The 26,064-nt window shown below is 61.3% G+C and carries 21 protein-coding genes; 8 read left to right on the forward strand and 13 right to left on the reverse strand.

Features of this window, described 5'->3' with window-relative positions; genetic code table 11:
- Window positions 1-102: 102 nt before the first annotated feature.
- The 7 genes from NG895_RS23235 to NG895_RS23265 all read right to left on the reverse strand — a co-directional run bounded on the left by NG895_RS23235 (window position 103) and on the right by NG895_RS23265 (window position 9,913).
- On the reverse strand, window positions 103-1,245 hold the full coding sequence (locus tag NG895_RS23235; protein ID WP_252854935.1) for a serine hydrolase domain-containing protein: 1,143 nt from the start codon (window positions 1,243-1,245) through the stop codon (window positions 103-105).
- A gap of 113 nt (window positions 1,246-1,358) precedes the next feature.
- Window positions 1,359-2,144: an MBL fold metallo-hydrolase gene (locus NG895_RS23240; RefSeq protein WP_252854936.1), complete on the reverse strand. Its 786-nt coding sequence runs from the start codon at window positions 2,142-2,144 to the stop codon at window positions 1,359-1,361.
- Between the two features lie 103 nt (window positions 2,145-2,247).
- A complete protein-coding gene (locus NG895_RS23245; RefSeq protein ID WP_252854937.1) occupies window positions 2,248-3,123 on the reverse strand; it encodes an SDR family oxidoreductase in 876 nt (291 codons plus the stop codon).
- A gap of 34 nt (window positions 3,124-3,157) precedes the next feature.
- A complete protein-coding gene (locus NG895_RS23250; protein WP_252854938.1) occupies window positions 3,158-6,364 on the reverse strand; it encodes an error-prone DNA polymerase in 3,207 nt (1,068 codons plus the stop codon).
- Window positions 6,365-7,153: 789 nt separating this feature from the next.
- A complete protein-coding gene (locus tag NG895_RS23255; protein ID WP_252854939.1) occupies window positions 7,154-7,645 on the reverse strand; it encodes a GxxExxY protein in 492 nt (163 codons plus the stop codon).
- Between the two features lie 5 nt (window positions 7,646-7,650).
- Window positions 7,651-9,198, reverse strand: a complete 1,548-nt coding sequence (locus tag NG895_RS23260; protein WP_252854940.1) for a Y-family DNA polymerase — start codon at window positions 9,196-9,198, stop codon at window positions 7,651-7,653.
- Window positions 9,098-9,913 carry an ImuA family protein gene (locus NG895_RS23265; protein ID WP_252854941.1) on the reverse strand — a complete coding sequence of 272 codons (816 nt, stop codon included), beginning with the start codon at window positions 9,911-9,913 and terminating at the stop codon, window positions 9,098-9,100. Before NG895_RS23265 ends, NG895_RS23260 begins: the two co-directional genes overlap by 101 nt.
- 296 nt (window positions 9,914-10,209) lie before the next feature.
- Here NG895_RS23265 and NG895_RS23270 point away from each other — a divergent pair, with 296 nt between their 5' ends.
- On the forward strand, window positions 10,210-12,369 hold the full coding sequence (locus tag NG895_RS23270) for a S9 family peptidase (protein ID WP_252854942.1): 2,160 nt from the start codon (window positions 10,210-10,212) through the stop codon (window positions 12,367-12,369).
- Here the strand turns inward: NG895_RS23270 and NG895_RS23275 are convergent.
- The 5 genes from NG895_RS23275 to NG895_RS23295 all read right to left on the reverse strand — a co-directional run bounded on the left by NG895_RS23275 (window position 12,361) and on the right by NG895_RS23295 (window position 17,340).
- Window positions 12,361-13,245 carry a DUF72 domain-containing protein gene (locus NG895_RS23275; RefSeq protein ID WP_252854943.1) on the reverse strand — a complete coding sequence of 295 codons (885 nt, stop codon included), beginning with the start codon at window positions 13,243-13,245 and terminating at the stop codon, window positions 12,361-12,363. The genes NG895_RS23270 and NG895_RS23275 overlap by 9 nt on opposite strands.
- 93 nt (window positions 13,246-13,338) lie before the next feature.
- The gene (ruvX, locus tag NG895_RS23280) at window positions 13,339-13,785 is read right to left on the reverse strand and encodes a Holliday junction resolvase RuvX (RefSeq protein WP_252854944.1); all 447 of its coding nucleotides are present in this window, start codon (window positions 13,783-13,785) and stop codon (window positions 13,339-13,341) included.
- Window positions 13,786-13,908: 123 nt separating this feature from the next.
- Window positions 13,909-14,943, reverse strand: coding sequence for an esterase/lipase family protein (locus tag NG895_RS23285; protein ID WP_252854945.1), 1,035 nt, complete (start codon window positions 14,941-14,943; stop codon window positions 13,909-13,911).
- Window positions 14,944-14,982: 39 nt separating this feature from the next.
- Window positions 14,983-16,077: a mannose-1-phosphate guanylyltransferase gene (locus NG895_RS23290; protein WP_252854946.1), complete on the reverse strand. Its 1,095-nt coding sequence runs from the start codon at window positions 16,075-16,077 to the stop codon at window positions 14,983-14,985.
- Window positions 16,078-16,260: 183 nt separating this feature from the next.
- Complete coding sequence (locus NG895_RS23295) at window positions 16,261-17,340, reverse strand: thiamine phosphate synthase (protein WP_252854947.1); 1,080 nt, start codon at window positions 17,338-17,340, stop codon at window positions 16,261-16,263.
- A 423-nt stretch (window positions 17,341-17,763) separates the two neighbouring features.
- Here NG895_RS23295 and NG895_RS23300 point away from each other — a divergent pair, with 423 nt between their 5' ends.
- The 7 genes from NG895_RS23300 (at window position 17,764) to NG895_RS23330 (ending at window position 25,254) form a co-directional block, all read left to right on the forward strand.
- Window positions 17,764-18,396 carry a tetratricopeptide repeat protein gene (locus NG895_RS23300; RefSeq protein ID WP_252854948.1) on the forward strand — a complete coding sequence of 211 codons (633 nt, stop codon included), beginning with the start codon at window positions 17,764-17,766 and terminating at the stop codon, window positions 18,394-18,396.
- 108 nt (window positions 18,397-18,504) lie between these two features.
- On the forward strand, window positions 18,505-18,738 hold the full coding sequence (locus tag NG895_RS23305; protein ID WP_252854949.1) for a Clp protease N-terminal domain-containing protein: 234 nt from the start codon (window positions 18,505-18,507) through the stop codon (window positions 18,736-18,738).
- A 137-nt stretch (window positions 18,739-18,875) separates the two neighbouring features.
- Window positions 18,876-21,455, forward strand: a complete 2,580-nt coding sequence (locus tag NG895_RS23310; protein WP_252854950.1) for an ATP-dependent Clp protease ATP-binding subunit — start codon at window positions 18,876-18,878, stop codon at window positions 21,453-21,455.
- Between the two features lie 150 nt (window positions 21,456-21,605).
- Entirely contained in the window at window positions 21,606-22,145 is a 540-nt protein-coding gene (locus NG895_RS23315) for a hypothetical protein (RefSeq protein ID WP_252854951.1), read from the forward strand.
- A gap of 207 nt (window positions 22,146-22,352) precedes the next feature.
- The gene (locus NG895_RS23320) at window positions 22,353-23,213 is read left to right on the forward strand and encodes an MlaE family ABC transporter permease (protein ID WP_252854952.1); all 861 of its coding nucleotides are present in this window, start codon (window positions 22,353-22,355) and stop codon (window positions 23,211-23,213) included.
- A complete protein-coding gene (locus NG895_RS23325) occupies window positions 23,210-24,076 on the forward strand; it encodes an ABC transporter ATP-binding protein (protein ID WP_252854953.1) in 867 nt (288 codons plus the stop codon). The genes NG895_RS23320 and NG895_RS23325 overlap by 4 nt, the downstream gene beginning before the upstream one ends.
- Window positions 24,077-24,093: 17 nt before the next feature.
- Window positions 24,094-25,254, forward strand: a complete 1,161-nt coding sequence (locus NG895_RS23330) for an MlaD family protein (protein ID WP_252854954.1) — start codon at window positions 24,094-24,096, stop codon at window positions 25,252-25,254.
- Between the two features lie 80 nt (window positions 25,255-25,334).
- Here the strand turns inward: NG895_RS23330 and NG895_RS23335 are convergent, their stop codons facing one another.
- Window positions 25,335-25,934, reverse strand: a complete 600-nt coding sequence (locus NG895_RS23335; RefSeq protein WP_252854955.1) for a PEGA domain-containing protein — start codon at window positions 25,932-25,934, stop codon at window positions 25,335-25,337.
- Window positions 25,935-26,064 lie beyond the last annotated feature (130 nt).

A 26,064-nucleotide genomic window follows, 5' to 3' on the forward strand; every position in this document is an offset into this window, starting at 1 on the left:
GCACCGATGACCTGCTCGCTACCCATGGATGGTACTCGCTTGGGCGCTGCGATGCCACCGACGAGGGAGGAAATGGCCCTGACGCAGTGAAAAAGGGGGATATTACTCGCCCGACGAATGCCACTTTTCTACCACCGCTTCCCACAGCGAGCGGCCTGCCACGGCGTTGGTCATGATGACGATGCCCGTGCCGGTTTCGGGGAAGAACTCGCTGTAACAGCGAAAACCGGTGCCATTCGAACCGCTGTGATAGACCTGCTGGCTCCCATCAACGGATCGCAGTCCCCACCCCAATCCCCACTCAGCCTGCTGGTCGTCGCGACGTGAGATCGGTGTCAGCATGCGCGTGCGCATGTCTGCGGAGATCGAATGCGGAGCCGAGCGATCGTCTTGCAGTATCTCTACCAGGAATCGGGCGTAGTCCTCCGACGTGGTGTACAGCGTGTAGGCGGCGTTCGCGTCGTGGTAGTATTTGCGAATTGGTTTCACGCGACCTTTGCTGTCGTGTCCGCAGGATGCATCGACGACGAACCGGTCGTCCCACACGTAACGCGTGTGATGGATGTCGAGTGGTTCGATCAACTGCTCGCGCGCCATCTTGTCGAGCCCCACGCCGGATACTTTTTCTACGGCCCGCTGCAGCATCAGGAACCCTTCACCCGAGTAACAGAACTCAGTGCCAGGATCGAAGGAGATCGCCAGCGGTCCGCCCGACCTCCAACCTCCTTCGCGCCAGTTAGGCAGGCCCGTTGTATGGGTGAGCGCCATCTGACCGGTGATCTGCTGTTGACGAGGCTCCGCATCGAGATAATCCTCTTCCAGGTAGTCGACCAACGAGTGGGACAGATCAAACTGTTGTTGCTCCACCATCTTCAGCAGCAGATACGCGAAGAAAGGTTTGCTCATGGAGCACGCCTCCATCACGGTGTCCGGGTCGACTTGATGTTGAGTGCCGGCACAGCGGACTCCATAGCCGCGCGACCACACGAGTTGGCGGTCGTCAATCAGCGAGACCGACACTCCCGGCACATGGTGCTCCTCCATCAAGCGTGGAATCTGTTCTTCGATCGCAGCGATCTTTGCTGCGACTGCGGGCCGAAGCTGCTGCGGGCCATAGGTCCGCACCGGCGAACGCAAACTGCTGGCGGTACCAGTGGCTGCCGGTTCTGCGTAACAGGGAGATACAACAAAGAAAGCCAAGCTGCCGATAAGTGCGAGCAGCCACGGCGATGGACGTTGAGGCATAGGGGGACTCCGCGCGAAAACAGACCGACCTGACGATGCGATTCTAACAGGTCGCGGCCCGCAATGCCCAAAGCGTCGCAAGTGCGCACGCAGAGTGCGATGGTGCGCAAGTGCTATTCGGGCGCTTTGCCTTCCAGCAGTTCTTGCTCCCATGTGTCCATCAGGGGCCAGTCGATCGCACAGGTGCCGAAGTCGGCCATGTGCAGATAGGTTTCCAGCCGGTCGATGGTCTTCTGGATCATCGCGTTGTCTTTACGGAACGCGGGACCGTGGCTGGGCAGCAGCCATTCGACGTCGCAGTCTTGTATGCGTTTGAGCGACTTGATGAAGTCGACGATGCTGCTTCCGTGATGGGCGTCGATCGCGCCCACCGAACCATCGCGGAAGACATTGTCGCCCGACAGTAGCAGGTTGCCCAGGCGGAAGGAAAGTTGCCCATCGGTGTGTCCCGGCGTGTGCCACACGTCGAGCTCCAAACTGCCCACGGCAATCTTATCGCCTTCGTCGACGCGGTGTTCGATTTCGACCTTCGGCATGTCGAGGTCGATGCCTTGCGCTTCGATGGCCGCAAACGTCGCCAGGCGGTCACCCGCTTCCAAATGGACGGCCGCCGCCGGATGGCAGAACACGCTGGCCTTGAGAATTTGTTTCGCCTTGGCCAGTCCCTGGATGTGGTCCACATCGGCGTGCGATGCAATCAGCCCCACGCACTTGGTGAACGGGAAGTCGAGCTGACGAATGAGTTCCAGCACTTCGTCCACGGCATCTTCGAACCCAATGTCGACCAGGGCCCAGTTGTTCTGATCGTCGTAGATCAGATAGACGCTGCAGGTGATTCGCCGCCGCGCCTGGTGGTTGAGCTCGATAACGTGGGGGAATAGTGGTTGACGCTGAAGCATAGGTAGTAAACGTACGATGACGGTTGGCGTGTAGAGTGGCCTTAGATGATAGAGGTCCAGCGGCGATTGGGCAACGAGCCCGATTGCTTACTGCAACCGAATCTCAATAGCAGCGGACGATGCTGGCCAATCCTTCTTTATAGGTCGGATATGACAGCTCGATTCCAACTGCTTCCAGCACACGCCGATTGCTCACCCGTTTGTCGGCCGCGGCCCTGGCCGCTCGGGGACTTTCCGCCGGGGGGGCAGCAAAGGTCGGCGCTGGAGCTCCCAGCAGTCGCGCCGCTTCGCGGTAATATTCGCCGCGAACTACGGGATGGCCATCGCTGACGCAGTAGGTCACAGGGCCTTGAATCTCGTGCGCCGGTTCGGCGAGCGCCATCGTGATGCGGGCGGCGTCGTGCACGTGAATGAGATTCAGGTAGCCAGCTTGCGGTGCTTCAATCGGTTCGGCGGCCTGCAATTTTTTCAGGTAGGGCAAGCGATTCGGTCCATAGATTCCGGCCAGACGCAGGATCGCTGCACGGTCGGCAAACTTGCTGGCGCGAATCAACTCTTCGGCCGCCAGCGATGCGATGCCGCCCGCGCGGCTGGGATTCGGCCGAGTCTCTTCATCGATCCACTCCCCACCCGCATCGCCATATACGCCGGTAGTGCTGATATAGAGGAATCGTCCCGTCTTTTCGGGCAGCGCGTTAAGCACGTTCTTTACCCCGCCGGTGCAAACTTCGTCGATCGATTGGTCGCTCGAACGGTCGTACCCCACCGCGAACAGCACCGTGTCGACGGTAGGAAGGTTGTTGAGTGTCGCGGGGTCGGTAACATCGGCCACTAGGGGCTGGAATCCGACGGCCGCAAACTCATCGGCAGTTGCGCTCGAGCGAGTCACCGCATGCACCTGCGCCCCCGCTTCGCGCAGGAACTCGGCAACTCGTTTGCCGACGTAGCCGCAGCCAAAGATGAGAGCAGAGTGGGGCATGGTGTAGTGCTGAGTCTCTTGTGTTGTTCGTCGCTCACCGAAAGTCCCTCGACCGGTGCTGCAGCTTGTCCATCTCGGTTTGCAGGTCGCGGATCTCGTGGACGATCACGTGAATGACGATGCCATCGCGTTCCAGGCGACCGGTCACCAGCATGGCGTTGGTGCGGCGGGCCACCAGTTCGTATCGCTCCCATGTTCGCAGGTGGATCACCAGGTTCATAGAGCCCGTTTCGTCTTCCAGCGTGACGAACGTGATGCCGCTGGCGGTGGCGGGCCGCTGCCGCATCAGCACCAACCCTGCTACGGTTACCCTACTGCCGTGGCGTAGTTCGGCAAGTCCCGCGGCCGTTGTCACGCCTCGCTGGGCGAGTCGCTCGCGGTAAAACGCCAGCGGGTGGTCGCGCAGCGACAGGCCCAGCGTGGCGTAGTCGGCGAACACCTGCTGCTGGCGCGTGAGCGGCGGCAGCTCCGGCGCCGGTGGCTCGTCATTGCTTGGGTTGTGGGTCACTTGATTGCCAAACAGCGGCATCCGCTCGGTGCTGAGTGGTTGATCGAGCGCCTGCCATAACGCGGCCCGGCGATCCTGCTCCAGCGAGTCGAGCGCGCCGGCGTCGGCCAGTTTCTCGAGCGTCGCTCGGCTCACACGCGTCCGCGTGGCTAACTCGGCCGCCGACTGGTAGGGCAGGGTTCGCTCGGCGACGATTCGCTGGGCATCGGCCTCTTTCAAGCCTCGCACCATCCGCATGCCCAGCCGCAGTGCTCCTTCGCTGCCATCGCCCGTCGACTCAAGCGTGCAATCCCAGTCGCTGCGGTTGATGTCGATCGGCCGAACTTCGACCCGATGATCGCGGGCGTCGCGAACCAGTTGCGCGGGGGCGTAAAAACCCATCGGTTGGCTGTTGATCAGGGCCGCGGCGAAGGCGGCAGGGTAGTAATGCTTGAGCCACGCCGAGACGTACACCAGCTTGGCGAAGCTGGCCGCGTGCGATTCGGGGAAGCCATACTCGCCAAAGCCACGAATCTGGTTGAACAACCCCTCGGCGAACTCGGGCGTGTAACCTTTGGCCAGCATGCCATCGATCAGCCTTTTGCGGTACGTGTCGATCATGCCAAGTCGCCGCCATGCTCCCATCGCTCGCCGCAGTTGGTCTGCCTCGCCCGGCGTAAAGCCGGCGGCCACCACGGCCAGTTGCATCGCTTGCTCTTGAAACAGCGGCACGCCCAGCGTCCGCTCCAGCACCTGTTCCACTTCGCGGCTGGGGTAGACGATCGGCTCTTCTCCGTTTCGCCGTCGCAAATAGGGATGCACCATGTTGCCCTGGATCGGACCGGGACGGACGATGGCCACCTCGATTACCAGGTCGTAAAACCGCCGCGGCTTGAGCCTGGGCAGCATGCTCATCTGGGCGCGGCTTTCGACCTGAAACACGCCCACCGTGTCGGCCAGGCAGATCATGTCGTACACCGCGGGATCCTCGGCCGGAAGCGTGGCGATGGACAACTGCCGGCAGGTCTGTTGGCTCACCAGGTCGAAGCACTTGCGAATGGCCGTCAGCATGCCGAGGCACAGGCAATCGACTTTCAGGATGCCCAGTTCGTCGAGGTCGTCCTTGTCCCACTCGATCACGGTGCGGTCGACCATGGCCGCGTTTTCGATGGGCACCAGTTCGCACAGCGGGCCGCGGGTGATGACCATGCCGCCGACATGCTGCGAGAGATGCCGGGGAAAGCCCAGCAGTTCGTTGACCAGCAGCAGCAACTGCCGCCCTAGCCGCGAGTTGGGATCGACACCACTCTGCTCGCATCGTTTGGGAAGCAGGGTGCGCTCGCCGCGGTAGTCGTAGTTCTTGGCCAACGCGTCGACGCAGTCGAGCGACAGACCAAGCGCCTTGCCGATGTCGCGAATCGCACTTCGCGGGCGGTACGTGATCACCGTGGCGGCCAGGCCCGCCCGGTCGCGGCCGTACTTGTTGTAGATGTACTGCAGCACTTCCTCGCGGCGCTCGTGCTCGAAGTCGACGTCGATGTCGGGTGCTTCGTTCCGCTCGGCGGACACAAACCGCTCGAACAGCAGTTCGTGCTCCGAAGGATCGACCGCCGTGACGCCCAGGCAATAGCAGACCACCGAGTTGGCCGCCGAACCGCGGCCCTGGCAGAGGATGTTTCGCGAGCGGGCGAAGCGGACGATGTCCTGGACGGTGAGGAAGAACGCCTCGTACTTGAGCTGTTCGATCAGCGACAGTTCGTGCTCCAACAGCCGGCAAACCTTCTCGGGTACGATCGTCGGGTACCGCTGCTTGGCCCCCTGCCAGGCGAGTTGGCTCAGGTACTGCATGGGCGTTTGGCCGGCCGGGGCGAGCTCCTTGGGGTATTCGTACCGTAGGTCGTCCAGCGAAAACTGGCAGCGGTTGGCCACTTCCATGGTTCGCCGCAGTGCCTCGGGAACGTCAGCGTAAATGCGGGCGATGTCGTCCAGCGGACGCAAGTGCCGTTCGGCGTTCGGCAGGCAGCGCTCGCCGAGTTGGGCCACCGTGGTGCCGTGACGAATGGCGGTGAGGGCGTGTTGCAGGGCCATCCGCTCGCGGACGTGGTAGTGCACGTCGCCCGCCGCCACGAGCGGCACGCCAGACGTTTCGCTCAGTTGCTCAAGCACCTCGAGCCGCCGGTGATCGTTGGTGCCATAGTGCAGCTCGGCGAGCAAGTAGGCCCGGTCGCCGAACAGTTCGCGGTAGTGATCGAGATGCTGCTCGAGTGATTCTTCTTGGGCGGTTTGCGGCTCGTCGGTGCTTCTGGTTGGCGCCACCAGCGCGAGTAATCCTTCGTGATGCTGAGCAAGATCGTCGAAGGTCAATTGGCACTCGCCTTTTTCCGCGCGCCGTCGGCCGGTGGTCAGCAGTCGACAGAGCCCGCCATAAGCCGCACGATCGGTGGCCAGCAGGACGACGCGCGGAGCATCGTCGGGCGTGACTTCCGCACCGATGAGGAGCTTGAGGCCGCAATCCTTCGCCGCCGTGTGAGCTCGCACCACACCGGCCAGGCTGTTGCGATCGGTAATGGCCAGCGCCTGGTAGCCGAGTTCCGCCGCAGTGACGACCAGCTCGTCGGCATGCGAAGCCCCTTCGAGGAACGTGAAATTGGTGAGGCAGTGCAGCTCCGCATAGCGAACAGAGGGCAGTGTTGCTGGCGACCTCTTGTCAGCTGGCAAAGGTTGGCGTTTCGGAAATACAGGTGGCTCGGGCACGGAAATCAGTCGGTCGAATCAGTCGTGGATGAAATCAGGTTCTTGAACAGAAGGCAACGAAGCGAACAAAGAACACAAAAACCGCAACCCTTGATCTTGCAGGTAACTGCTCGCCAATCCACGCGAAAGCTTGCGAAAAGGAGTCGAGTATTCCCAATATCTTTGCTTCCTTCGTTATCTTCTGTTCAAAAAAGCAGTGTTAATCCGCTCCAATCCGCGCTGAATTTCTTAAAAGTGCATTCAAGCACTCCATGTCGATGCCGCTGGTTGCGGCTGGTAAAGAATTAGTCGCGGATCCGCGCGGATTGTGGTGGGGTCTATAGGGGAACGCTAATCTTTGCTAATCAATGAAATCCATCTTGGTGATTAGTGTTGATTAGCGTTCCCACCTTCTTGGCTTCCTTTGTTTCCTTCTGTTAAAAAAATCCGCGTAAGTCCGCTCCAATCCGCGCTGGTCTGCGACGAATTTCTTAAAAGTGCATTCAAACACTCCATGTCGATACCGCTGGTTGCGGCTGGTAAAGAATTAGTCGCGGATCCGCGCGGATTGTGGTGGGGTCTATAGGGGAACGCTAATCTTCGCTAATCAATGAAATCCATCTTGGTGATTAGTGTTGATTAGTGTTCCCAACTTCTTGGCTTCCTTTGTTTCCTTCTGTTAAAAAAACCGCGTAAGTCCGCTCCAATCCGCGCGGATCCGCGTCGAATTTCTTAAAAGTGCACTCAAACACTCCATATCGATACCGCTGGTTGCGGCTGGTAAAGAATCAGTCGCGGATGGGCGCGGATCTAAGCGGATGTTCGCGGATTGAATGATTCAGCCGCCATGCTCTCGAAACGAGTCATCACCTTGCGCGTAAAACTTGGCTGCGGTCCGAAGTTGAACAGAATGCCCAACTCGGTTCCCGTAGCAGCTAAATAGTTAAGCAGTTGGCTCTTGTGGGCATCGCCAATTGCCTCGCTAATTTTGATCTCGATGATAATCAATTCGTTGATATAGAGGTCAGCAAAGTATTCACCAACGACCTGTCCATCAAACCGGACTTCGATAGGTCGTTGTTGCTGAACCGTGAGGCCGCGTTTGCGAAGCGCAGTGACCATCGCGTTTTCGTATACTTTCTCCAAGAATCCATGGCCTAGCGTGTTATACACCTCATAGAAAGCGGAGATGATTTTCTCCGTGAGTTCAGAGTGAATTAGATCTTTCGACATTGCATTCCCCTCATAAAAATCTGTGTTCATCCGCTCCAATCCGCGCTGATCCGCGTCGAATTTCTTCACCGTAGTTATTCATACGCCCCATGCAGGTACCACTTTTGGCGGCGGAGGCAGCGGAACAGCCAGAAGCGGCGGCCGGTGGTGGTTTCGACGCGGTAGTAGTCGCGGCGGATGCCTTGCTGACGCCACCAGCCGGTTTCGATGCGCTCCGGTCCGCGGTGATGGGCCACCACGTATTGCTGGCCGCCATGGGTGAAGCGGATGGGGGGGCCTTCGTGCAGGAACGACAAGGTCTCTACTCGTTGCGGTTTGGCAAAAAAGTGCAGTGGTCGATCGAGGGGGGCGAGCTTCACGGCAGATGGCTTGGTGGTCGACCTTCTTCTCGCCGTCAGGTTGCCCACGATCGTTTGTTCGGTATAGGCAAACTCGGCCTGGGCTTCGTGTTGCACTCGGCACTGGACCACGGCTTCGGGACCGAGCCGACCGGCGAGGCGGTCCACTAACGCGGCGATGCCCGTGGAGTGCCGCCAGTGCGATTCCCGCTCGAACAGCACCCGTTGCTGTCGGGCGAGCGGTGCGTGCCGGGCCACGTGCACTTTCACGGCGGTTACCGGGCTGGTGAGCAGCAGCCGTTCGGTCCGCAGGGCGACGATCTCCATCAGGTGCGCTGCGTCGGCGGTGGGGCGGAACAGTCGCACGTCGAACGCCACGTCTTTGCCCGTTTGGCATTCCAAATGGCAGGCCAGGTGCAGTGCCCCCGCGTCGCGAGTGGCGAGCAAGTGGGCCAGTTGTCGGAGCAGTTGCTGGATGACCTTGTTGATGTGCGTCCACTTGGTGAGTGGTGGTTCCAGCAGCCACTGGGTGATGAGCCGCTCGGAGTGCGCGACCGCGCGGATCACCTCGGCCTGGTTGCCCAATAGTTGATGGATGCGAGTGAGCAGCTCGGGCCCGAACCGCGAAGCGAGTTCCGTCCGTGGCAGCGCGAGCACCTCGCCGATGGATTCGATGCCCAGCCGCGAAAGCGTTTCGATCGTGATGTCCGGGAGGCGTAGCGCCGTGAGAGGAAGGTGGGCAACAGCCGCGATGCTTTCGCCAACAGGCACAAGGCTCGTGCAGGAGCAGTGCGCCAGGGCCCAGGCGGTGGCGATGTTGTCGGCCAGGGCGATGTGTGCGGTGAGGCCCAGCCGCGTGAGGCCTTGCGAGGTCTGCTGGACCAGCGGCTCTTCGCCACCATACAACGGGGCGAGGTTCGTGGCGTCCAACAGCAGCGTGTCGGCCCCTTCGATGCCCACGGTGGGGCTGAAACGATGGCACCAGTCGGCCAGTTTCTCCAGCGCTCGTTGGTCCGCATTGGCATTGTGTGGCAGGCGAACGGCATGCAGCGATGAAATGGCCGTGGCCTCAGCGACCAGCATACCGGGCTGCACACCAAACTCCCGCGCTTCGCGCGAGCAAGCGATCACTCGCTGGCCTCGAGACGAAGTGCTTTCGAGCATCAACGGCTGGCCACGCAGCTCAGGCTGTTTGCTCGTGAGGCGCTCGATGGGCCAGTTGGGCAGCCAGATGGCGAGTACTCGCTGGGAACCTGACGGTGGTTTGGTGCTTGGTGGCTTCATGGATGGTGCCCGTTTGTTCGTCCACTGCGAGCTCGATACTTTGACCCGGCCGGCCGCCGCGACTTCGCAGCACGGCGACGTTCAACCTCCAGCAGTCGGGCGGGGCGTCTGTTTCTGGTTGGGGGGGCCACGACGACTCATTCACATTGGCGGGCAGCGGCGAGATCAGCAGTCGCGCGGCGGCCCAGGTGGGTTCGTGCTGGGCGCGTTTGGGGCGCACGAGCAGACCGATCGCGCCGCTTGCTTCGGCGGCCAGTTGCAGGCGGCGGAACGTGAAGCTGTCGATGCGTTCGGGCCACGCCAGCACCGCTGCGACGTCCGGCGAGCGGAGGGCCTGGTCGATGGCCCACAGTTCGTCGGCTTCGGTCGTGGGGCGGATGACAATCGTGTGCTGTAAATCGACGCCCCACGCCGAAGCGGCGGGTGGATAAAAGTGCCCCTCTCGGTCGACCACCACAATCGCGCCGCCCGTGTGCTGCAGGTTCTTTAGGGCCGCCACTGGCAGCAAGCTGGCGCCGCTGCCTGGCCCGTCGGCCACCCACTCCACCAGCATTCCGCCCTGTAGCCCCCGCCGGGGCAGCAAGCGGTCGACTGCCGCGACGCCCGTAGACACAATGGGTCGCTCGTGGTCATATCGGGGAGCCTCGAGCCGCTCGAGCATTCCCCGCAGTTGCGGCAGCTCGGCGGGGGGCGGTGAAGTGGTGGCTGCAATCATGGTGAAGGCGGCGTGGTGGTGAATGGGTGTTCAGTTGCCATGAAGTATACGCACGTACACACTCTTGGCAAGCCATAAACGGGAAGAAGGACGCGCAGCGGGTGTTCGATTAGCCGCAAGCGGTGAAGTGCCCGCTCCGGCACGTTACGATGGAAGCGGGTTTTTCAGTTCCCTGTCACGCCATGTAGAGAAAACCAACCGAGATGCCGAATTCTTGCTATCAGAAAGAACGACCGTACCGCATGCCATTTGCCGCGGGTCTGTTCGTTGCCCTTGCCTGTCTAGGAATCTGTTCGATGAGTCTCGCCGACGAGCGTTTGCAGGATAATTTTCTCAAAGAGCACGCCCAGAGCCGCCGCTATAGCCTGGGTAACCCCACCTCGATCAAGGTGACGCCCGATGGCCAGGCGGTGCTGTTTCTCCGTTCGGGACCGACGTCCAAGGAGCACGATCTGTATGAGTACGACATTGCCACCGGCAAGGAGCGAAAGATCCTCACGGCCGAGCAGCTGCTGGGTGGCGCTGAGGAAGAGTTGACCGCCGAAGAGAAGGCGCGGCGCGAGCGGATGCGGATGACCGCGCGGGGCATCGTCGGGTACAGCCTGTCGCACGATGGAACGCAGATCCTGGTGCCGCTCTCCGGTTCGTTGTACCTGGTTGATCGCGTGACGGGCGAGCATCGCGAACTGGCGAGCGAAGCCGGCTACCCCATCGACGCGCGATTCTCGCCCGACGGCAAGAAGTTGGCCGTGGTGCGCGAGGGCGACTTGTTCGTGATGGACGTGGCGACCGGCGAAGAGACAAAGCTCACCAGCGGTTCGAGTGAGACGCTGACGTTTGGCGCCGCGGAGTTCGTGGCGCAAGAGGAAATGGACCGTATGCACGGCTACTGGTGGTCGCCCGACAGTCAGCACCTGGCCTATCAGGAGACCGACACTTCCGACGTAGAAGAGTGGTTCATCGCCGACCCGGCGAATCCCGACAAGAAGCCCGACGCCTGGCGGTATCCCCGGCCCGGCAAGCCCAACGCCAAGGTGCGATTGGGCATCATTGCGGCCACCGGTGGCGAGACCACTTGGGTCGATTGGGACCGCGAGGCATTTCCGTACCTGGCCAACGTAACTTGGGAGGAGAAGTCGCCGCTGACGATCGTCGTGCAGGATCGCCGGCAGACCGTTGAACAACTGCGAACGGTCGATCCGGCGGATGGATCGACCGAGAAATTGCTGGAAGAAACCGACGAGGCGTGGATCAACCTCGACGGCCACCTGCCCGAGTGGCTGCCCGAGGGAGATGGCTTCCTGTGGAGCACCGAGAAGAGCGGCGTCTGGCAACTGCTGCGTTACGACCGCGATGGAAAGCTGGTGGCCGAACTCACCACGCCCGAACTGAACTACCGTGGACTGGTAGGTATCGACAAAACATCCGGCACGGCCCTGATTGCCGCGGGCGAGGAGCCCACCGAGCGGCATCTGTACCGCATTGCCCTTACGGCCGATGGTCCCGCGCCGGAAAAGCTGACCACCGCGGGCGGAGTACATGGCGGTGTGCTGGGGTCGAAGTCGGGCGTGTACGTCACGTTTGGTCAGACGCTCGAAGGATCGCTGTCGTACCGCGTGTTGTCGGCCGAAGGCGAAGCGCTGGGTAAACTCGACAGCGTGGCGCTCACACCGCCATTCAAACCGAATGTTGAGCTGGTGAAGCTCGATTCCGATCCCGAAATGTGGGCCTCGATTGTCCGCCCCCGCGGCGACTGGCTGGCAAAGCACAAGCAGTTGCCGGTGTTGGTGAGCGTGTACGGCGGACCTCACTCCCAGGTGGTGACGGCCGATGGCTATCGCTATCTCATCCAGCAGTGGATGGCCGACCAGGGGTTCATCGTCGCGTCGATCGATGGCCGCGGCACGCCTGCTCGCGGTCGCGATTGGGAGCGGGCGATCAAGCACGACTTGATCAAGGTGCCGCTGGCCGATCAGGTGCAAGGACTCCAGGCACTGGGCGAGCGGTTCGAAGAGATGGACCTGTCGCGGGTGGGCATCTTCGGTTGGTCGTTCGGCGGTTACTTCTCGGCGATGGCCGTGATGCAACGCCCCGATGTGTATCACGTGGGCATTGCCGGCGCGCCGGTTATCGACTGGCACGACTACGACACCCACTACACCGAACGTTACATGGGTCTGCCCGAGGATAATGCCGAGGGTTATGACGCCGCGTCCGTGCTGACCTATGCACCACAGCTCGACCGACCGCTGCTGTTGATCCACGGCACCGCGGACGACAATGTCTACTTCCTGCACAGCACCAAGCTGGTGGATCGCCTATTGCACGAAGGTCGGCAGGTCGACTTCCTGCCGCTCCCCGGATCGACCCACATGGTGGCCGATCCAGACTTGTCGGCGATTTTGAACCTGCGACAGATCGATTATTTCATCCAGCACTTGCACGAATCAGAATAACGACTGCTGCCGCTGCACCTTTTGCCCAGGCCAGGCGGGCAGCGGGGGAATGGTCGGCACGCGTTCAATCAGTCGGGCGTGGAACAACGCCGCCACGGCCGGCGCCACGGCGTTGTTCGGCGCGTGCGTGAAAAAATACGGTGTGAGCCCCTGCGCCAGCCAGTCGGCCACGACGGCCGTCCATTCGTCCATCCAGCGGACGACGCTCGCAACGTCGTTGCGGGCGATGAAGCGGACCATGGGCGACGTGTTGGTCACGGTGAACCGGACAGGCACCTTCGGCTTGCGACCCTGCGACTCGACCTCGTATTCGTCGGTCGCTGGCGCAGAGAACAACGGGCGGCTATCGAACAGCACCCGATCGGCGCGGTATTCATGCAGCATGGCGTCGAACGCCTGCTCGGTCCCGCCCTCGGCGAAGTAGTCGTCGTGGCGCACTTCCACGGCGTAGGGAAACTCGCGAGGTAGGGCGGCCAGGAACGCCTCCAGGTTGTCGAGCTTCGTGGCGTCGAAGTACGGCGGCAGCTGAATCATCGAAGGACCCAGCTTGTCCGCCTCCTTCAGAATCGACAACAGCGACAGAAAGGCCTCGGTCTCTGCGTTAGCATCGACTAGCAGTTTGTCGTGTGTCACCGTGCGGGGAAACTTCAGGGCGAACCGAAACCCGTCGGCCGACTCGTCGGCCCAACGCTTCACGATGTCCGCAGTGGGCAACGCGTAGAATGTGCTGTTGCCCTCCACGGTGCCGAATGCCTGGGTGTAGTCGGCCAGCCACTTCGAACGCGACTTTCCGGCATACACCGTGCCCACCCAGGCATCGCAGTTCCACACAGGGCAACCTAGGTAATAGGGCAGGGCGGGCATGAGAAGTTTCAAAGGGTAGGTAGCTACTGTCGCCAGACGGTGGACAAATTGCTGATGGTCCTCCACGTTCTGGCGAACGTAGCTACAAGGGTTGTTGTTCCGACACTATCCCAACGAGCCCGGATTCTCCTCACTCCGCGCCCCCGCTTCCAGGTACGCCGTGAGCATGATCTGGGCGGCCAGGGCGTCGAGTTTCGCTTTGCGGCGTTTCTTCGTCAGATTGGCCGCTTGCAGCATCTCTTCGGCTTCGGACGAGGTGTAGCGCTCGTCGAACAGATCGACCGGCAGCTCGGTGATTTCGGTGAGCCACTTGGCGAATTGGCGGGCTTCGTACGACTTCTGGCTTTCTTCGCCGCTAAGGTGCACGGGCAGTCCGACGACGAACTTCACCAGCGCTTCTTCCCGGGCTAGCTTGCGAAAGTACTTGGCGTCCACGTCGGGCGTCTGACGCTGGTAGATCTCCAGCGGCGAGGCAATCGCCACCGACAGATCGGCAATGGCGATGCCAATGCGAACGGTGCCGTAATCGATGCCAGCGATGCGTTGGGCCATGGTGGTTGTGTCGCGCAGAGACGTAGAATGGGCGATTTTGCCGCCAGAAGATATGGAGTCTAGCAAAATACGGGGCCGGCAGGGTCACCCACCTTTGCCTCGATGCCAGCCACCCAGCATCCACTATTCAGTCGGCGACTGAATTTGAGAAACCTGTTGCTCCTTCGCTTCCAGCGGCTTGCGAGCGGTGGGCGATTCGAAGTAGCCGTGCTGCAGGAAGCGGGCGGTCATCTCTTGCGTGATGTCCTCGTCCATCATCGTGGCGTGGATCACTTTCAGCACGCGGAAGTCGCGCGCGCCGGTGAGCCGTGTTTCATCGACACCGACAATCATATCGTCGTCGCCAGGAATCAGCGGGTTATGCCCCGAATCGTCGCCCATGCCGCCGGCCAGGATGCCGAAGTCGAACGAAGGGGTCGCCAGCTTGGGCTCCAACTTTTCCCAATCGCTCTGCAACTCGATGCCTGCCTCGCCAGCGATGATGTGATGGGCGTCGATTGGCACCAGCGTTTGTGCCAGCGACGGACGGTGATTGGGCGGGCCGAGCATCACCATGCGGCCGGTCTCGCGCTGGCTCTTGGTCCACGCCCGCTGGTGGGCCTCGTTGCCCAGCCAGTAGCGAATCACCAGGTTGCCCAGGCTGTGGGCGACAAAGTGAATCTGCTTCACGTCGTCCAGATGGTTGATCACCTGCGACAGCATTTGGGCATGGTCGCCCACCGATCCACGAGTGGAGGGATAACCCAGCACGATCGGTTGCCAGTTGGTTTGCTGGGCCACATGGCGGGCGATGCGCGACATGCTCCAGCGGGTGCGGAATAAACCGTGCAGGAACACCACAGCGGTGGCCGAGTTCTTGAGTTCCGGCTGCTCGGCGCGAATGTCGGCGAGCGCGGCCTCACACGAATTGAGCGTGCCCCAGGCGATGCGGTGGTACTGGGGATTCAGCAATCGATAGTGGCCCGTCAGGGCGTGCTGCTGAATGCGATAGCCAGCGTGGTAGCGAACGTCGCCCCAGAACTGCTGTCCGCCGGAGGTCGAAGCCCGCACGTTAGGCAGCCCGCGGCGGCGTTTTGGCCTGCCTTCGGCTAGCGCGCGGGGGGCCACGCCGCCAGCTAGCAGGGCTGCCAGTCCGAGTTGGAAGTTACGTCGATTCATCGTCACTCCATTATACCGGGCCCAGCGGAACGATGGCTGCTACAAATGTTCGTGCCAGCCCAGCGATTCGAGCTGCTTGACTATCTTACGGATGGACTCTTCATCATGTTTGTTGGCCACCAGCGTGGCGTCGGGCGTGTGGACTACGATACAGTCCTCCAGCCCCAGCGTCACCACCAGATGTTCGTCGGTCGAGCGAACGATGGAGCCGGAGGTGCCCAGTCCCAAATGCCGGCCGACGATCGTGTTGCCCTCCTCGTCGACGCCCAGCCGGCGGGAAAGCGACTGCCAGCCCCCCAGGTCGTCCCACTCGAACGGTGCTTCGATCACCACGATGTGCTCGGCGTGCTCCATCACGGCGTAGTCGATCGAGATGCCCTCGATGGCGGTGAATTCCCGCTCGAAGACTTCCTGCTGCTCGCTGGTGCCCCAGGCGTCGGCGATTTTTTCCAGGTGGTCCAGCATCTGCGGTTGATGCTCGCGCAGCGCGTCGAGAATGGTCGACGCCCGCCAGACGAAGATGCCACTGTTCCAGTAGTACTCGCCCGACTCCAGGTATTCGGCCGCCGTTTCGGCGTCGGGCTTCTCGCGAAAGCCCTTCACGTGGTATGCGGGGGCCAGCGACTCGTCGGTCGACAGAGCCATCGGCACATCGCGATGGATGTAGCCAAAGATCTCGGCCGGGTAAGTTGGCTTGATGCCGTAGGTGACGATCAGCGAGGGATTGGCCTCGATCAACTCCACCGCCTGGCGAATCGCGTCCTGGAACGCTTCGGGCGGGTCGATCACATGGTCGGCCGGCATCACCGCCATGATGGCCTCTGGATCGTTCGCCACTTTGGTCACGAGCAGCGCGGCCAGCCCGATGCAGGGCGCGGTGTCGCGCTTAGCTGGTTCGCCCACCACTGCTTCGGGGGGCAGCTCGGGCAGTTGCTCGCGGACCGGCTCCACCAGTCTGGCATTGGTGACGACCAGGCAGTTCTCGGGCGGCGCCAGGTCGCCAAGCCGCCCCACGGTTTGGGCGATCATCGTGCCACCGGGCACCAGCGAAAGCAGTTGCTTGGGCGACATCTGGCGGCTAGCGGGCCAGAATCGAGTGCCGGAACCGCCGGCCATAATTACAGGGTGAAGCATTGGATTGCAATAACTCTTTACGAATGACCAAAACGCTTTCTACGCTACTCTCGTTCCCACGCTCTGTGTGGGAACACACTGCATGACCGCTCCGCGGTCGCTCCTTTACCTAATGGCCGCAGAGCGGCCGACCATTCTGTTCCCACGCAGAGCGTGAGAACGAGGGTCATATCCAAGTTCGCCCTATGATACTCCAGATGTCGTTCTGACTGCAGACGAATGTTGCAGAGCCTCCAGCAGCCGACTGGCCGACTCCGCCGGATGTTGCGCATTGGCGACAGCTCCCGCCACGGCCACCCGCTCGATGCCGGTAGCCAGCACCTGGTGCAGGTTATCGGGGGTGATGCCGCCGATGGCGAAGGTGGGGAGCGAAATCTCGCTGGCCACTTCGCGCAGGTACTCGAGCCCGGCGAACTCGCTGAACTGTTTGGTTGTGGAGGTGAACGTAGGGCCCGCGCCTAAGTAGTTGGCCCCGTCGAGCACCGCCTGGCGCGCTTGCTGGATGTTGTGCGTCGACACGCCCACCAGCATGTCGGGGCCCACGATCCGCCGCACGGCTGACACGCTCAAGTCGTCCTGTCCCAGGTGCACGCCATCGGCGTGGACCGCCGCGGCAATGTCGGCGCGATCGTTCACAATGGCCAAAGAAGTGGAGCCACGCGTGGCCGCGACCAATTGCTCGGCGCGGCTCAGCAACTGGCGGTCGTCGAGCGACTTGTCGCGGAGTTGTATCACCCCCACGCCGGCGGCCACCAGCGACTCGACCAACTCGGCAAACACCGCGGCCGAATCGCGGCCATCGATCAGCACGTACAGCCTTGCACCGGCTATGCGTTGCTGAGCATCGGCCGCGATGCCGGTGGTCTTCTCCAGTGTGTACAACTGGTACCGCATCGCCTCGCAGCGGCCAGCCAGCGGAGTGTCCAGCAGTTTGGCGTACTCCTCGATGGTACGCAGGGCTTCGGCCACTCGTCGGAAACTGGCGGCTGCCACATCGGCTGCGGTGCCGCGCGATTGTTCGCTGGGGGTCGTGTTCTGCGTGCCGACGTCGCCCAAAGTGTCTCGCGCCGCGAGCCGCGCCGATGGCTCGAGCGTGGCCGCCGCCAAGGACAGATCGTGCCGCAGCGACTTCGCCCGCCGCGCCAGGTGTCCATCGTCCAGCACCATCCGCAGGTAGTCCTCGACAACGCGCAGCCCTTCACCGGCGCGATTCAGCGCAGCGTCGATTATTCGGAGTACGGAGGTGTCGGGAAGATCGGTCATCGGTATTTTGCGGGCGAGGCGTAGGTCCTCGGTTGTTGGGGCGGCGAATTGGAAAGGGGATTTGGTAATTGGTAGGTCGAACCCGCTGGCTCACGCCTCCGGCTTGGCGATTTTCCTGTTCTGACCCCCGGCCCCTGAATCCTGACCTCAGGGGTCGCTAGCATCAATCGATCTCGCCGTTTGCCGCTACAGCCGCTATGTTCCTAATCATACGTACCGACTGCTCCGTCAGTTAGCGTGGGTTGTGTCGTTTCGTGGGGCCAGGGCCGATTCGCGGGAACGTTGATCGGCCGTAAGTTGTGGCTATTAGTCGAGTTGTCTTGAATCGTCCCCGTGTGGACCTAGACTTTGGCGGACTTACCAGTCCAGCCCGAGAGGGACGCCGAATCGGTCCGAACCGCGGGACAATCAGAAGAGTTTGCCTTGCCGTCGCCAAAGCCGAAAAAACGCCCCCCCTGGCTGGCCTACCTGTGGCCGGGACTCCCCCACCTGTGGGTCGAGGGGTCTTGGGCGGGTTTGGCACTCGCGATAGGATTTACTGCGCTGGTGAACCTCGCCATCGTCAACCTATTTATATGGCCCGAGCTGATGGAACCAAGGGCAAAATGGGTAGGCGGGGCAGCTTTGTTCGCGTTGTGGGTAGCCGCGCTGTGGGAAACACGGGGTGAACTCCGACGCCAGGCAGAGCGCCGCCGGGCTGCCGAAGAGGATCGGCCCGACCCGGAAACCGAGCAACTTGCCTTGCAGCAGGCCGAGGCCGACCAGCAGTTGATGGCCGCCCAGCGGTCGTACCTGGCGGGCGATTGGATTGCAGCCGAGCGGACTTTGCTCGAGTTGATAAAAGTCAACAAACACGACATCGAAGCACAACTATTACTGGCCACGTTGTGGCGACACCTGGGGCGAACCCGTCACGCCGTGCGGCGATTGGGGCGAATAGCACGACTGGACGCGGCCGCACCTTGGCGATTTGAAATCGAACAAGAACTGGCATTGGCCACTGCTGCCACGGTGGACGATACAAGACAAACCGACCAGGCGTCCGAAGCCGCTTAGAAAAACCGAATCGGAGTCCGCGATTGGATTATTGGTAGCCACCTGCCTAGAATTCCGCAGGTTTGCCTCCTTTGCCGGATTGCCCGCTTAACCAGGAGCCCTTTCAGCATGGCGATGTATGAACGTTTCGACGACTCGGCCCGCGAAGCCTTACAAAACGCAAATCGTGCCGCTCACATGTTGAGGCACGAATTCGTCGGAACAGAGCATCTGTTGCTGGGGTTACTGGAGAAGCAAGACAGCGTAGCGGTGCAGGCGATGGTGAACCGCGGCGTAACCCCCGACGACATTCGCCAGGAACTGCAACGGATCCTGGACGACAACGATAACAACCAGATCTGATACTCAAGCTTCGATAAATGGCGTTCAGGCGAAACGCGAGCCCCCTACACCTATACTACTTATCCACATAAATCACACGACGCTGTAGCCCCGATCGAACGACCCAGACCTTTCGATCACAGCAACGGAGATAGGCAATGTACGAACGATTCACCGACCGCGCCCGCAAGGTGATGCAACTGGCCAACCAGGAAGCGCAGCGGTTCAACCACGAATACATCGGCACCGAGCACGTGCTGCTGGGCCTCATTAAAGAGGGCAGCGGCGTGGCGGCCAACGTGTTGAAGAACCTGGACGTCGACCTGCGGAAGATCCGCCTGGAGGTCGAGAAGCTGGTGCAAAGTGGTCCCGACATGGTGACCATGGGCCGGCTGCCGCAAACGCCCCGCGCCAAGAAGGTGATCGAGTACTCGATGGAAGAGGCTCGCAACCTGAACCACAACTACGTCGGCACCGAGCACATCCTGCTGGGCCTGCTCCGCGAGCAGGAAGGCGTGGCTGCCCAGGTGTTGATGAACTTGGGCCTGAAGCTGGAAGAAGTCCGCGACGAAGTGCTCAACCTGCTGGGCCACGGCCTGGAAGGCGGCGACAGCGAACGGGGTGGCCGCACCCCCGCCGGTGGCGAGGAAGAAGGCGAAGGACGCGAAGGTGGCAAGAAGGGCAGCCGCAGCCGCACGCCAGCCCTCGACAGCTTCGGTCGCGACCTTACCGAGTTGGCTCGGGGCAGGAAGCTCGACCCCGTGATCGGCCGCGCCAAGGAAATCGAACGAGCCATCCAGGTGCTCTGCCGCCGCACGAAGAACAATCCGGTCCTGCTTGGTGAAGCGGGCGTTGGCAAGACGGCCATCGTCGAAGGTTTCGCCCAACGCGTGGTCGATGGCGACGTGCCGGAGCTGTTGCTCGATAAGCGAATCGTCGTCTTGGACCTGGCCATGATGGTGGCCGGCACCAAGTACCGCGGTCAGTTCGAAGAACGTATCAAGGCCGTGATGAACGAAGTTCGCCGGGCAAAGAACACCATCCTGTTCATCGACGAGCTGCACACCCTGGTCGGCGCCGGTGGTGCCGAGGGTGCGATCGACGCCTCGAACGTGCTGAAGCCCGCCCTCGCGCGTGGCGAAATCCAGTGCATCGGTGCCACGACGCTCGACGAGTACCGCAAGTACATCGAGAAGGACTCGGCACTGGCTCGCCGGTTCCAGGAAGTGCTGGTCGAACCGACCTCGCCGGAAGACACCGTAGAGATCCTCAAGGGTCTTCGCGACCGCTACGAGGAGCACCACCGCGTGCAAATCACCGACGACGCCATTCAGTCGGCCGTCGAATTCTCCGATCGTTACATCACGGGCCGTTGCCTGCCGGATAAGGCGATCGACGTGATCGACGAGGCGGGTGCCCGCGTGCGACTGAAGAGCATGTCGAAGCCGCCAAATCTGAAGGAAATCGACGAAGAGGTCGAGGCCCTGAACAATCAGAAGGAAGAGGCGGTCGCCAGCCAGGACTTCGAGAAGGCCGCCGCGCTTCGCGATCAGGCCGACAAGCTGAAGAAAAAGAAGCAGCAGATCCACAAGGAATGGCGCGAGAAGTCGCGCGAAAACGGTGGTGTCGTCGACGAGGACGTCATTGCTGAGGTCGTGTCGAAGATGACCGGCATTCCGCTCACCCGCATGAGCACCGAAGACAGCCTGCGGTTGATGCACATGGAAGAGGAACTGCATCAACGCGTGATCAGCCAGGACGAGGCCATCAAGGCCATCAGCAAGGCGGTCCGTCGCAGCCGAAGCGGTCTGCAGGATCCCAAGCGTCCGACTGGTGCGTTCATCTTCGCCGGCCCCACGGGTGTCGGTAAGACGCTCTTGGCCAAGGCCTTGGCCGAATTCATGTTCGGCGACGACGACGCGCTGATCCAGATCGACATGAGCGAGTACATGGAGAAGCACAATGTCAGCCGACTGATTGGTGCCCCTCCCGGCTACGTTGGTTACGAAGAAGGTGGTCAGCTCACCGAGCAGATCCGCCGCCGTCCGTACGCGGTGGTATTGCTCGACGAAATCGAGAAGGCCCACCCCGAAGTGTTCAACATGCTGTTGCAGATCATGGAAGAAGGCCGCCTGACCGACTCGTTCGGTCGCAACGTCGACTTCCGCAACGTCATTTTGATCATGACCACCAACGCCGGTGCCGATGCGATCAAGAACGAGTCGCAGTTTGGCTTCACTCGGCAGGACGACGATGCTTCCTACGATGGTATGAAAACCCGCGTGATGGACGAGATCGAAAAGGTCTTCCGCCCCGAATTTATCGGCCGCTGCAACGACGTGATCGTATTCCGCCACTTGCAGAACAAGGATCTGGAGCAGATCGTCGATCTCGAGCTTTCTAAGATCACCAGCCGCCTGGCCGAGAAGGGCCTGGAGTTGGTGCTTTCCGAAGAAGCCAAGCAGTTCCTGATCAAGAAGGGTTCGAACACCGACTTCGGTGCCCGCCCACTGCGTCGTGCTATCGAAACCTACGTCGAGGACCCGCTGGCCGAAGAGCTCCTGAAGGGCGAGTTCGCCGGAAAGGACACCGTCGAGGTGGAGGTCAAGAAGGTAGGCAACAAGAAGCAGCTGGTGTTCGAAGGCAAGACGCTCAAGCCGACCGAGCCCGCCGAACCGGTTGCCGCCGGCGTGAGTGGCGAAGGCGAATCGGAGGAATCCGAGAGCAACGAAGAGTAAGGCCGGCCCTACGAACCGCGTTCCACAACCCCGCGACTGCGAGCAGTCGCGGGGTTTTTTCATGCGCAACGCGTCCGGTGGTTTGCGGTGGTAAACGGGCCCCGGCCATCGAGTGGCCCCCATGCATCCGCTTGAAGTACAATCGGACACATGGCAGAGCCCCAGTCACCCTTCGACGAGCCCGATGACGTCGCAGTAGAGTTGTCTACATCGGGCGATAACGAGTCCTCGGACGAATTGCCGCCGCGCAAGTACAGTTTCATGATCCTCGGCGTCATGCTGTTCGTGTTGGTGTGGGTGCGCGAGTTTACTGGCATGGCACCCCAAGTGGTCATGGGCTGTGCGGTCGGCGTATTTCTCGTCTGGATATATATTCATCTTCACTGGTTCGTCCTTTTACCGAACCAGCCTTCGGTGGCACGTAACGGGACGGAACTCGAAGATATTCCGGGCCTGGGTTCCGCATCCTATGTCAGCACGGTGGACCCCAACTCGATTGCAAGCGAGCAGTCCGAGCAGCATCGCATGCTTGCCCGAGTGGCTCGTCGGGGGCAAGCCATGCTCTTTCTGGGGATGCTGGTCGGTATCTGGTCAGCTTACTTTGTGCCGCTGGGCCTCGTCGGGTTAACGGTGCTTGTGGTGGGACTCTTTCTCATTTCCGTTGTGATAGGCAGGGCGATCGAGGGTTAGAGCACGTTCCTCATTGCTGTATAAGCCGTGAGAGAGGTAAGACGCGTCTCAGTGATGGCACACCCCCTGCTAGCACTCGCATAACTTTGCGCAACCGTTAAACTCTACTCAAGCCGCACGGTCTGGTGCGACGAAATAGAACCTGAAGGCCTGCGCGTGCGCGCGAGGTGTTCAGGTCGCGACTCCCCCCAACGCGAAACACTTTTCATGTCCACTGGATCCGCTAGCATCGATCGTCGCCCTCCCGGTTTTTTTGGCCGGTTGTCCGAGGGGGTTGCCGACATTGGCGAAATCACCCTGGCGTGGGTCGAATCGGTGGGCGACATCACGCTGTTTGCCTGGCAAACGTTTGCCTGGATGGTGACGCGGCTACCCCGCAAGGACACGTTGGTATTTGCGTTCTACCAGATTGGTGTCCGCAGTCTGCCCGTCGTGGCGCTTACTGGCACCTTTATTGGCATGGTGCTGGCGGTGCAGTCTTACTCGCAGTTCCGTGCGTTCGGCCTTGAAACACAACTTGGCGCGGTGATCAACCGCTCGATGTTCCGCGAACTTGGTCCCGTGCTGGCGGCCACCATGCTGGCCGGTCGGGTGGGCAGTTCCGTGGCGGCCGAACTTGGCACCATGCGCGTTACCGAGCAGATTGATGCCCTGGTGGCGATGGGTGCGAACCCGATACGGTATCTGGTGGTGCCGCGATTCCTGGCCTGCCTGTTCATGATTCCCTCGCTCACCATCATGGCGGTGTTCATGGGCGTGGTGGGTGGTGGATTCTACTGCACTTACGTGCTGAATGTCGACTCGTTTTACTACGTCAACAACGCCCGCTACGCCGACGCCAACTGGGATCTGCTGTACGGCGTGTTCAAAAGCGTCTTCTTTGGCGCCGCAATCGCCATTTTGAGCTGCTATCGTGGCTTTAACTGCTTGCCCGGTGCCGAAGGCGTGGGGCGGGCATCGACCGCGGCCTTCGTGCAGTCGTTCGTCGTGATTCTGGTGCTTGATTTACTGCTGAGCATCGCGCTGGATAATGTCTATTACTTCATCTGGCCGGAGTACGCAGTATGAGCGAGTCGCACAGCAACGCACGAGCCGACGACAACGGCACCCTGATCGCCGCCCGCGATTTGACCGTCCGCTTTGGTCGGCAGAAGGTGCTGCGCAATATCACGCTGGAAGTTCCCCGTGGGCAGACATTGGCCATCATCGGCGAGAGCGGTTGTGGCAAGACCGTGCTGCTCAAATCGCTGATCGGCCTGGTGCGACCGACCGGGGGGCACGTCGCGTACGACGGTCAGCAGATCGACACGCTGAATGACAAGGAGCTGACCGCCCTGCGGACGCGTTATGGATTCGTGTTTCAGAACGCGGCGCTGTTCGACAGCCTGACCATTGCCGACAACGTGGCGTTTCCGCTGCGAGAGCATCGCCGCATCGGGCAGGAGGAGGCCTATCATCAGGTCCGCGACGCCCTGGCCATGGTGGGACTGCCCGCCAGTGTGATGGTCAAACGCCCGGCGGAACTGTCGGGCGGCATGCGCAAGCGCGTTGGCTTGGCGCGGGCGATCATCATGGAGCCGGAAATCCTGCTGTACGACGAGCCGACCACGGGGCTCGATCCAATCATGAGCGACGTGATCAACGAATTGATTATCCGCACTCGCGAGCAAGCGGAAGTGACAAGCATTGTCGTGACGCACGACATGACCAGTGCATTGAAGCTGGCCGACCGCATCGTCATGCTGTATCCCCTGGCACGGCTGGGGCAAGAGCAATCGCAGATCATCTTCGACGGCACGACCGACGAGATCGAGCGGTGCAAAGACAAACGCGTGGCGCAGTTCCTGCGAGGCGAAGCAGGCGAACGCCTGCAGGAAATGCGCGATAGCCACGAATCCTCACGCATGCACACCGCCTTGCAAGACCGGTGAGCACGGAGTAAGCGACCATGGACGAACGTAGAATGCAACGTCGGGTGGGTTGGGTGGTGCTGTTTACCATCACCTTCCTGGGCATTTTGCTGGTGATCAACAACCCGGCAGCCTCGCCGTTTGGCAGTCGCGGGTACGAGTTCGAGATCGATGTGCCCAGCGCCCCTGGCGTGGCCATTAACACTCCCGTGCGTAAGGACGGTGTGCTGGTGGGTCGGGTGTCGGGGCTTGAGTGGACGGCCACGGGCGTACGGCTGAAGGTCCGCATCAACCGCGATGTGGTCATCTACGAGAACGACCAACCGCAAGTCGAGCCCTCCAGCATCTTCGGCGATGCGGTGGTCACGTTCACGCGCAAGCCGGTGCTCGACGACCCCGACACTGGCGCCATGCAGCAACCGACCCTGCCCGGGGACAATCGCAAACCAATCCTCGCCGGTTCGGTGGTCGAAGGGCAGGTGACCGACGACCCGCTGACAGCCATTACCAAGCTGAATCAGAACCTGGGCCCCTCGATCGAAAAACTGGGCGAGGCGGGCGAAAAGGTGGCCATTCTGGCCGACAAGATGAACCAGGCGATCGGCGACGACATCAGCGGCACGCGGATCAGCCAGGTGCTCGACGAGGCCACCCTCACGCTACAGGACTTCCGCCGTACCACGAACAACTTCGACCAACTGCTGGCCGACAACGAGCTGCGGGGACAGTTGGCCGACGCCCTGCGGGAGTTCCCCGGCTTGATGACCGATGCCCGCGGTACGCTGCAACGCGCCGGACAGACGCTCGCCAACTTCGACCAGGTAATCGGCAGCGCCGATCGTAACCTGCAGAACATCGAGGGACTGACCGCTCCCTTGGGCGAGCGAGGCGAGGAGATCTCCGACCTGTTAATCTCGGCCATCGACAACCTCGACATCGTGATGAAGGACATGTCGCGATTCGCCGCTTCACTGAACAAGGGCGAGGGACTCCTGGGACGGCTGGTCCGCGACAAGAAACTCAGCAACGACGTCGACCTGCTGGTGCGCAACGCCACGGTACTGGTCTACAATGTGAACGAACGGGTGCGTGTCGACCTGGAACCGATCCTGTACAACGCGAGAGTCTTCACCGACAAGATCGCCCGCGAACCGGGACGCATTATCGGCGGTGCACTGAATCCCAGCATCGTGAAGTAGCGTCCAGCGACGCCGATCCGAGTGCAGTTGGCACCGCATAGCCGACGAGCTACGCCTCGTCCGCGAAAAACCCGGCTCCGCTAGGGCCAAGGCTCCGTAGGTGCCGGCGATGGGGCGGGAGTAAACCCGCCAGGCGGTGCGAGCGGCATCGACGGAGCGCCTTCGAAAGGCGAACCGGCATTGGGCACGCCTGGCTGCGTTACCACAGGGGCCCCCGTGCCCGAGGCCTGCATCACCTGGCCCGTTACCGTACGACTGCGAAGTTCCTCGCCACGGCGAATGACTTCTTCGACGGGCAGCATCATCTGCGGCTGCAGGTTGAAGCTTACCGTGCGGTCGTCGCGAATCTTGTGCAAGGCAAAGTTGTCGCTAACGAAGTCCAAGGGTGGCACCTGGTACCAGGGGGCGGGAATCGGTTGGTTGACGGTCAGCGTTTCGTAACCCGACTTGATCAAGCGAATTTCCCGTGTCCCGTAATAGGTAAAGTCCACCGAGCAGGGTGTGGTGCCGATCATCTGGTTATCGACATACACCAGCGCGCCAGGGGGATTGCTCCGCACGGTCAGGCGCCGCCGCACACAACCGGTGCTTGTCATCAGCACCAGGCACAGCAGCAACAACTGCGCAGCGCGCGGTTGCAGCAGGTGTGGGCGAATTGTGCAGGGGTTGGCCGTGTGCATCGACAAGTCGAGTGAATGGAGAAGCTGCCAGCTGGAACGGGGCGGCGGAGTATAGCGGCCAAGTGGGGTGCGCGGCCAGAGCGAATGTCCTGCTAGCAAAGCGGTGAATACCTGCGGCAACTTCGGTTGT

Origin of the sequence: Aeoliella straminimaris (assembly GCF_024054565.1) — a bacterium.
Lineage (GTDB): Bacteria > Planctomycetota > Planctomycetia > Pirellulales > Lacipirellulaceae > Aeoliella > Aeoliella straminimaris.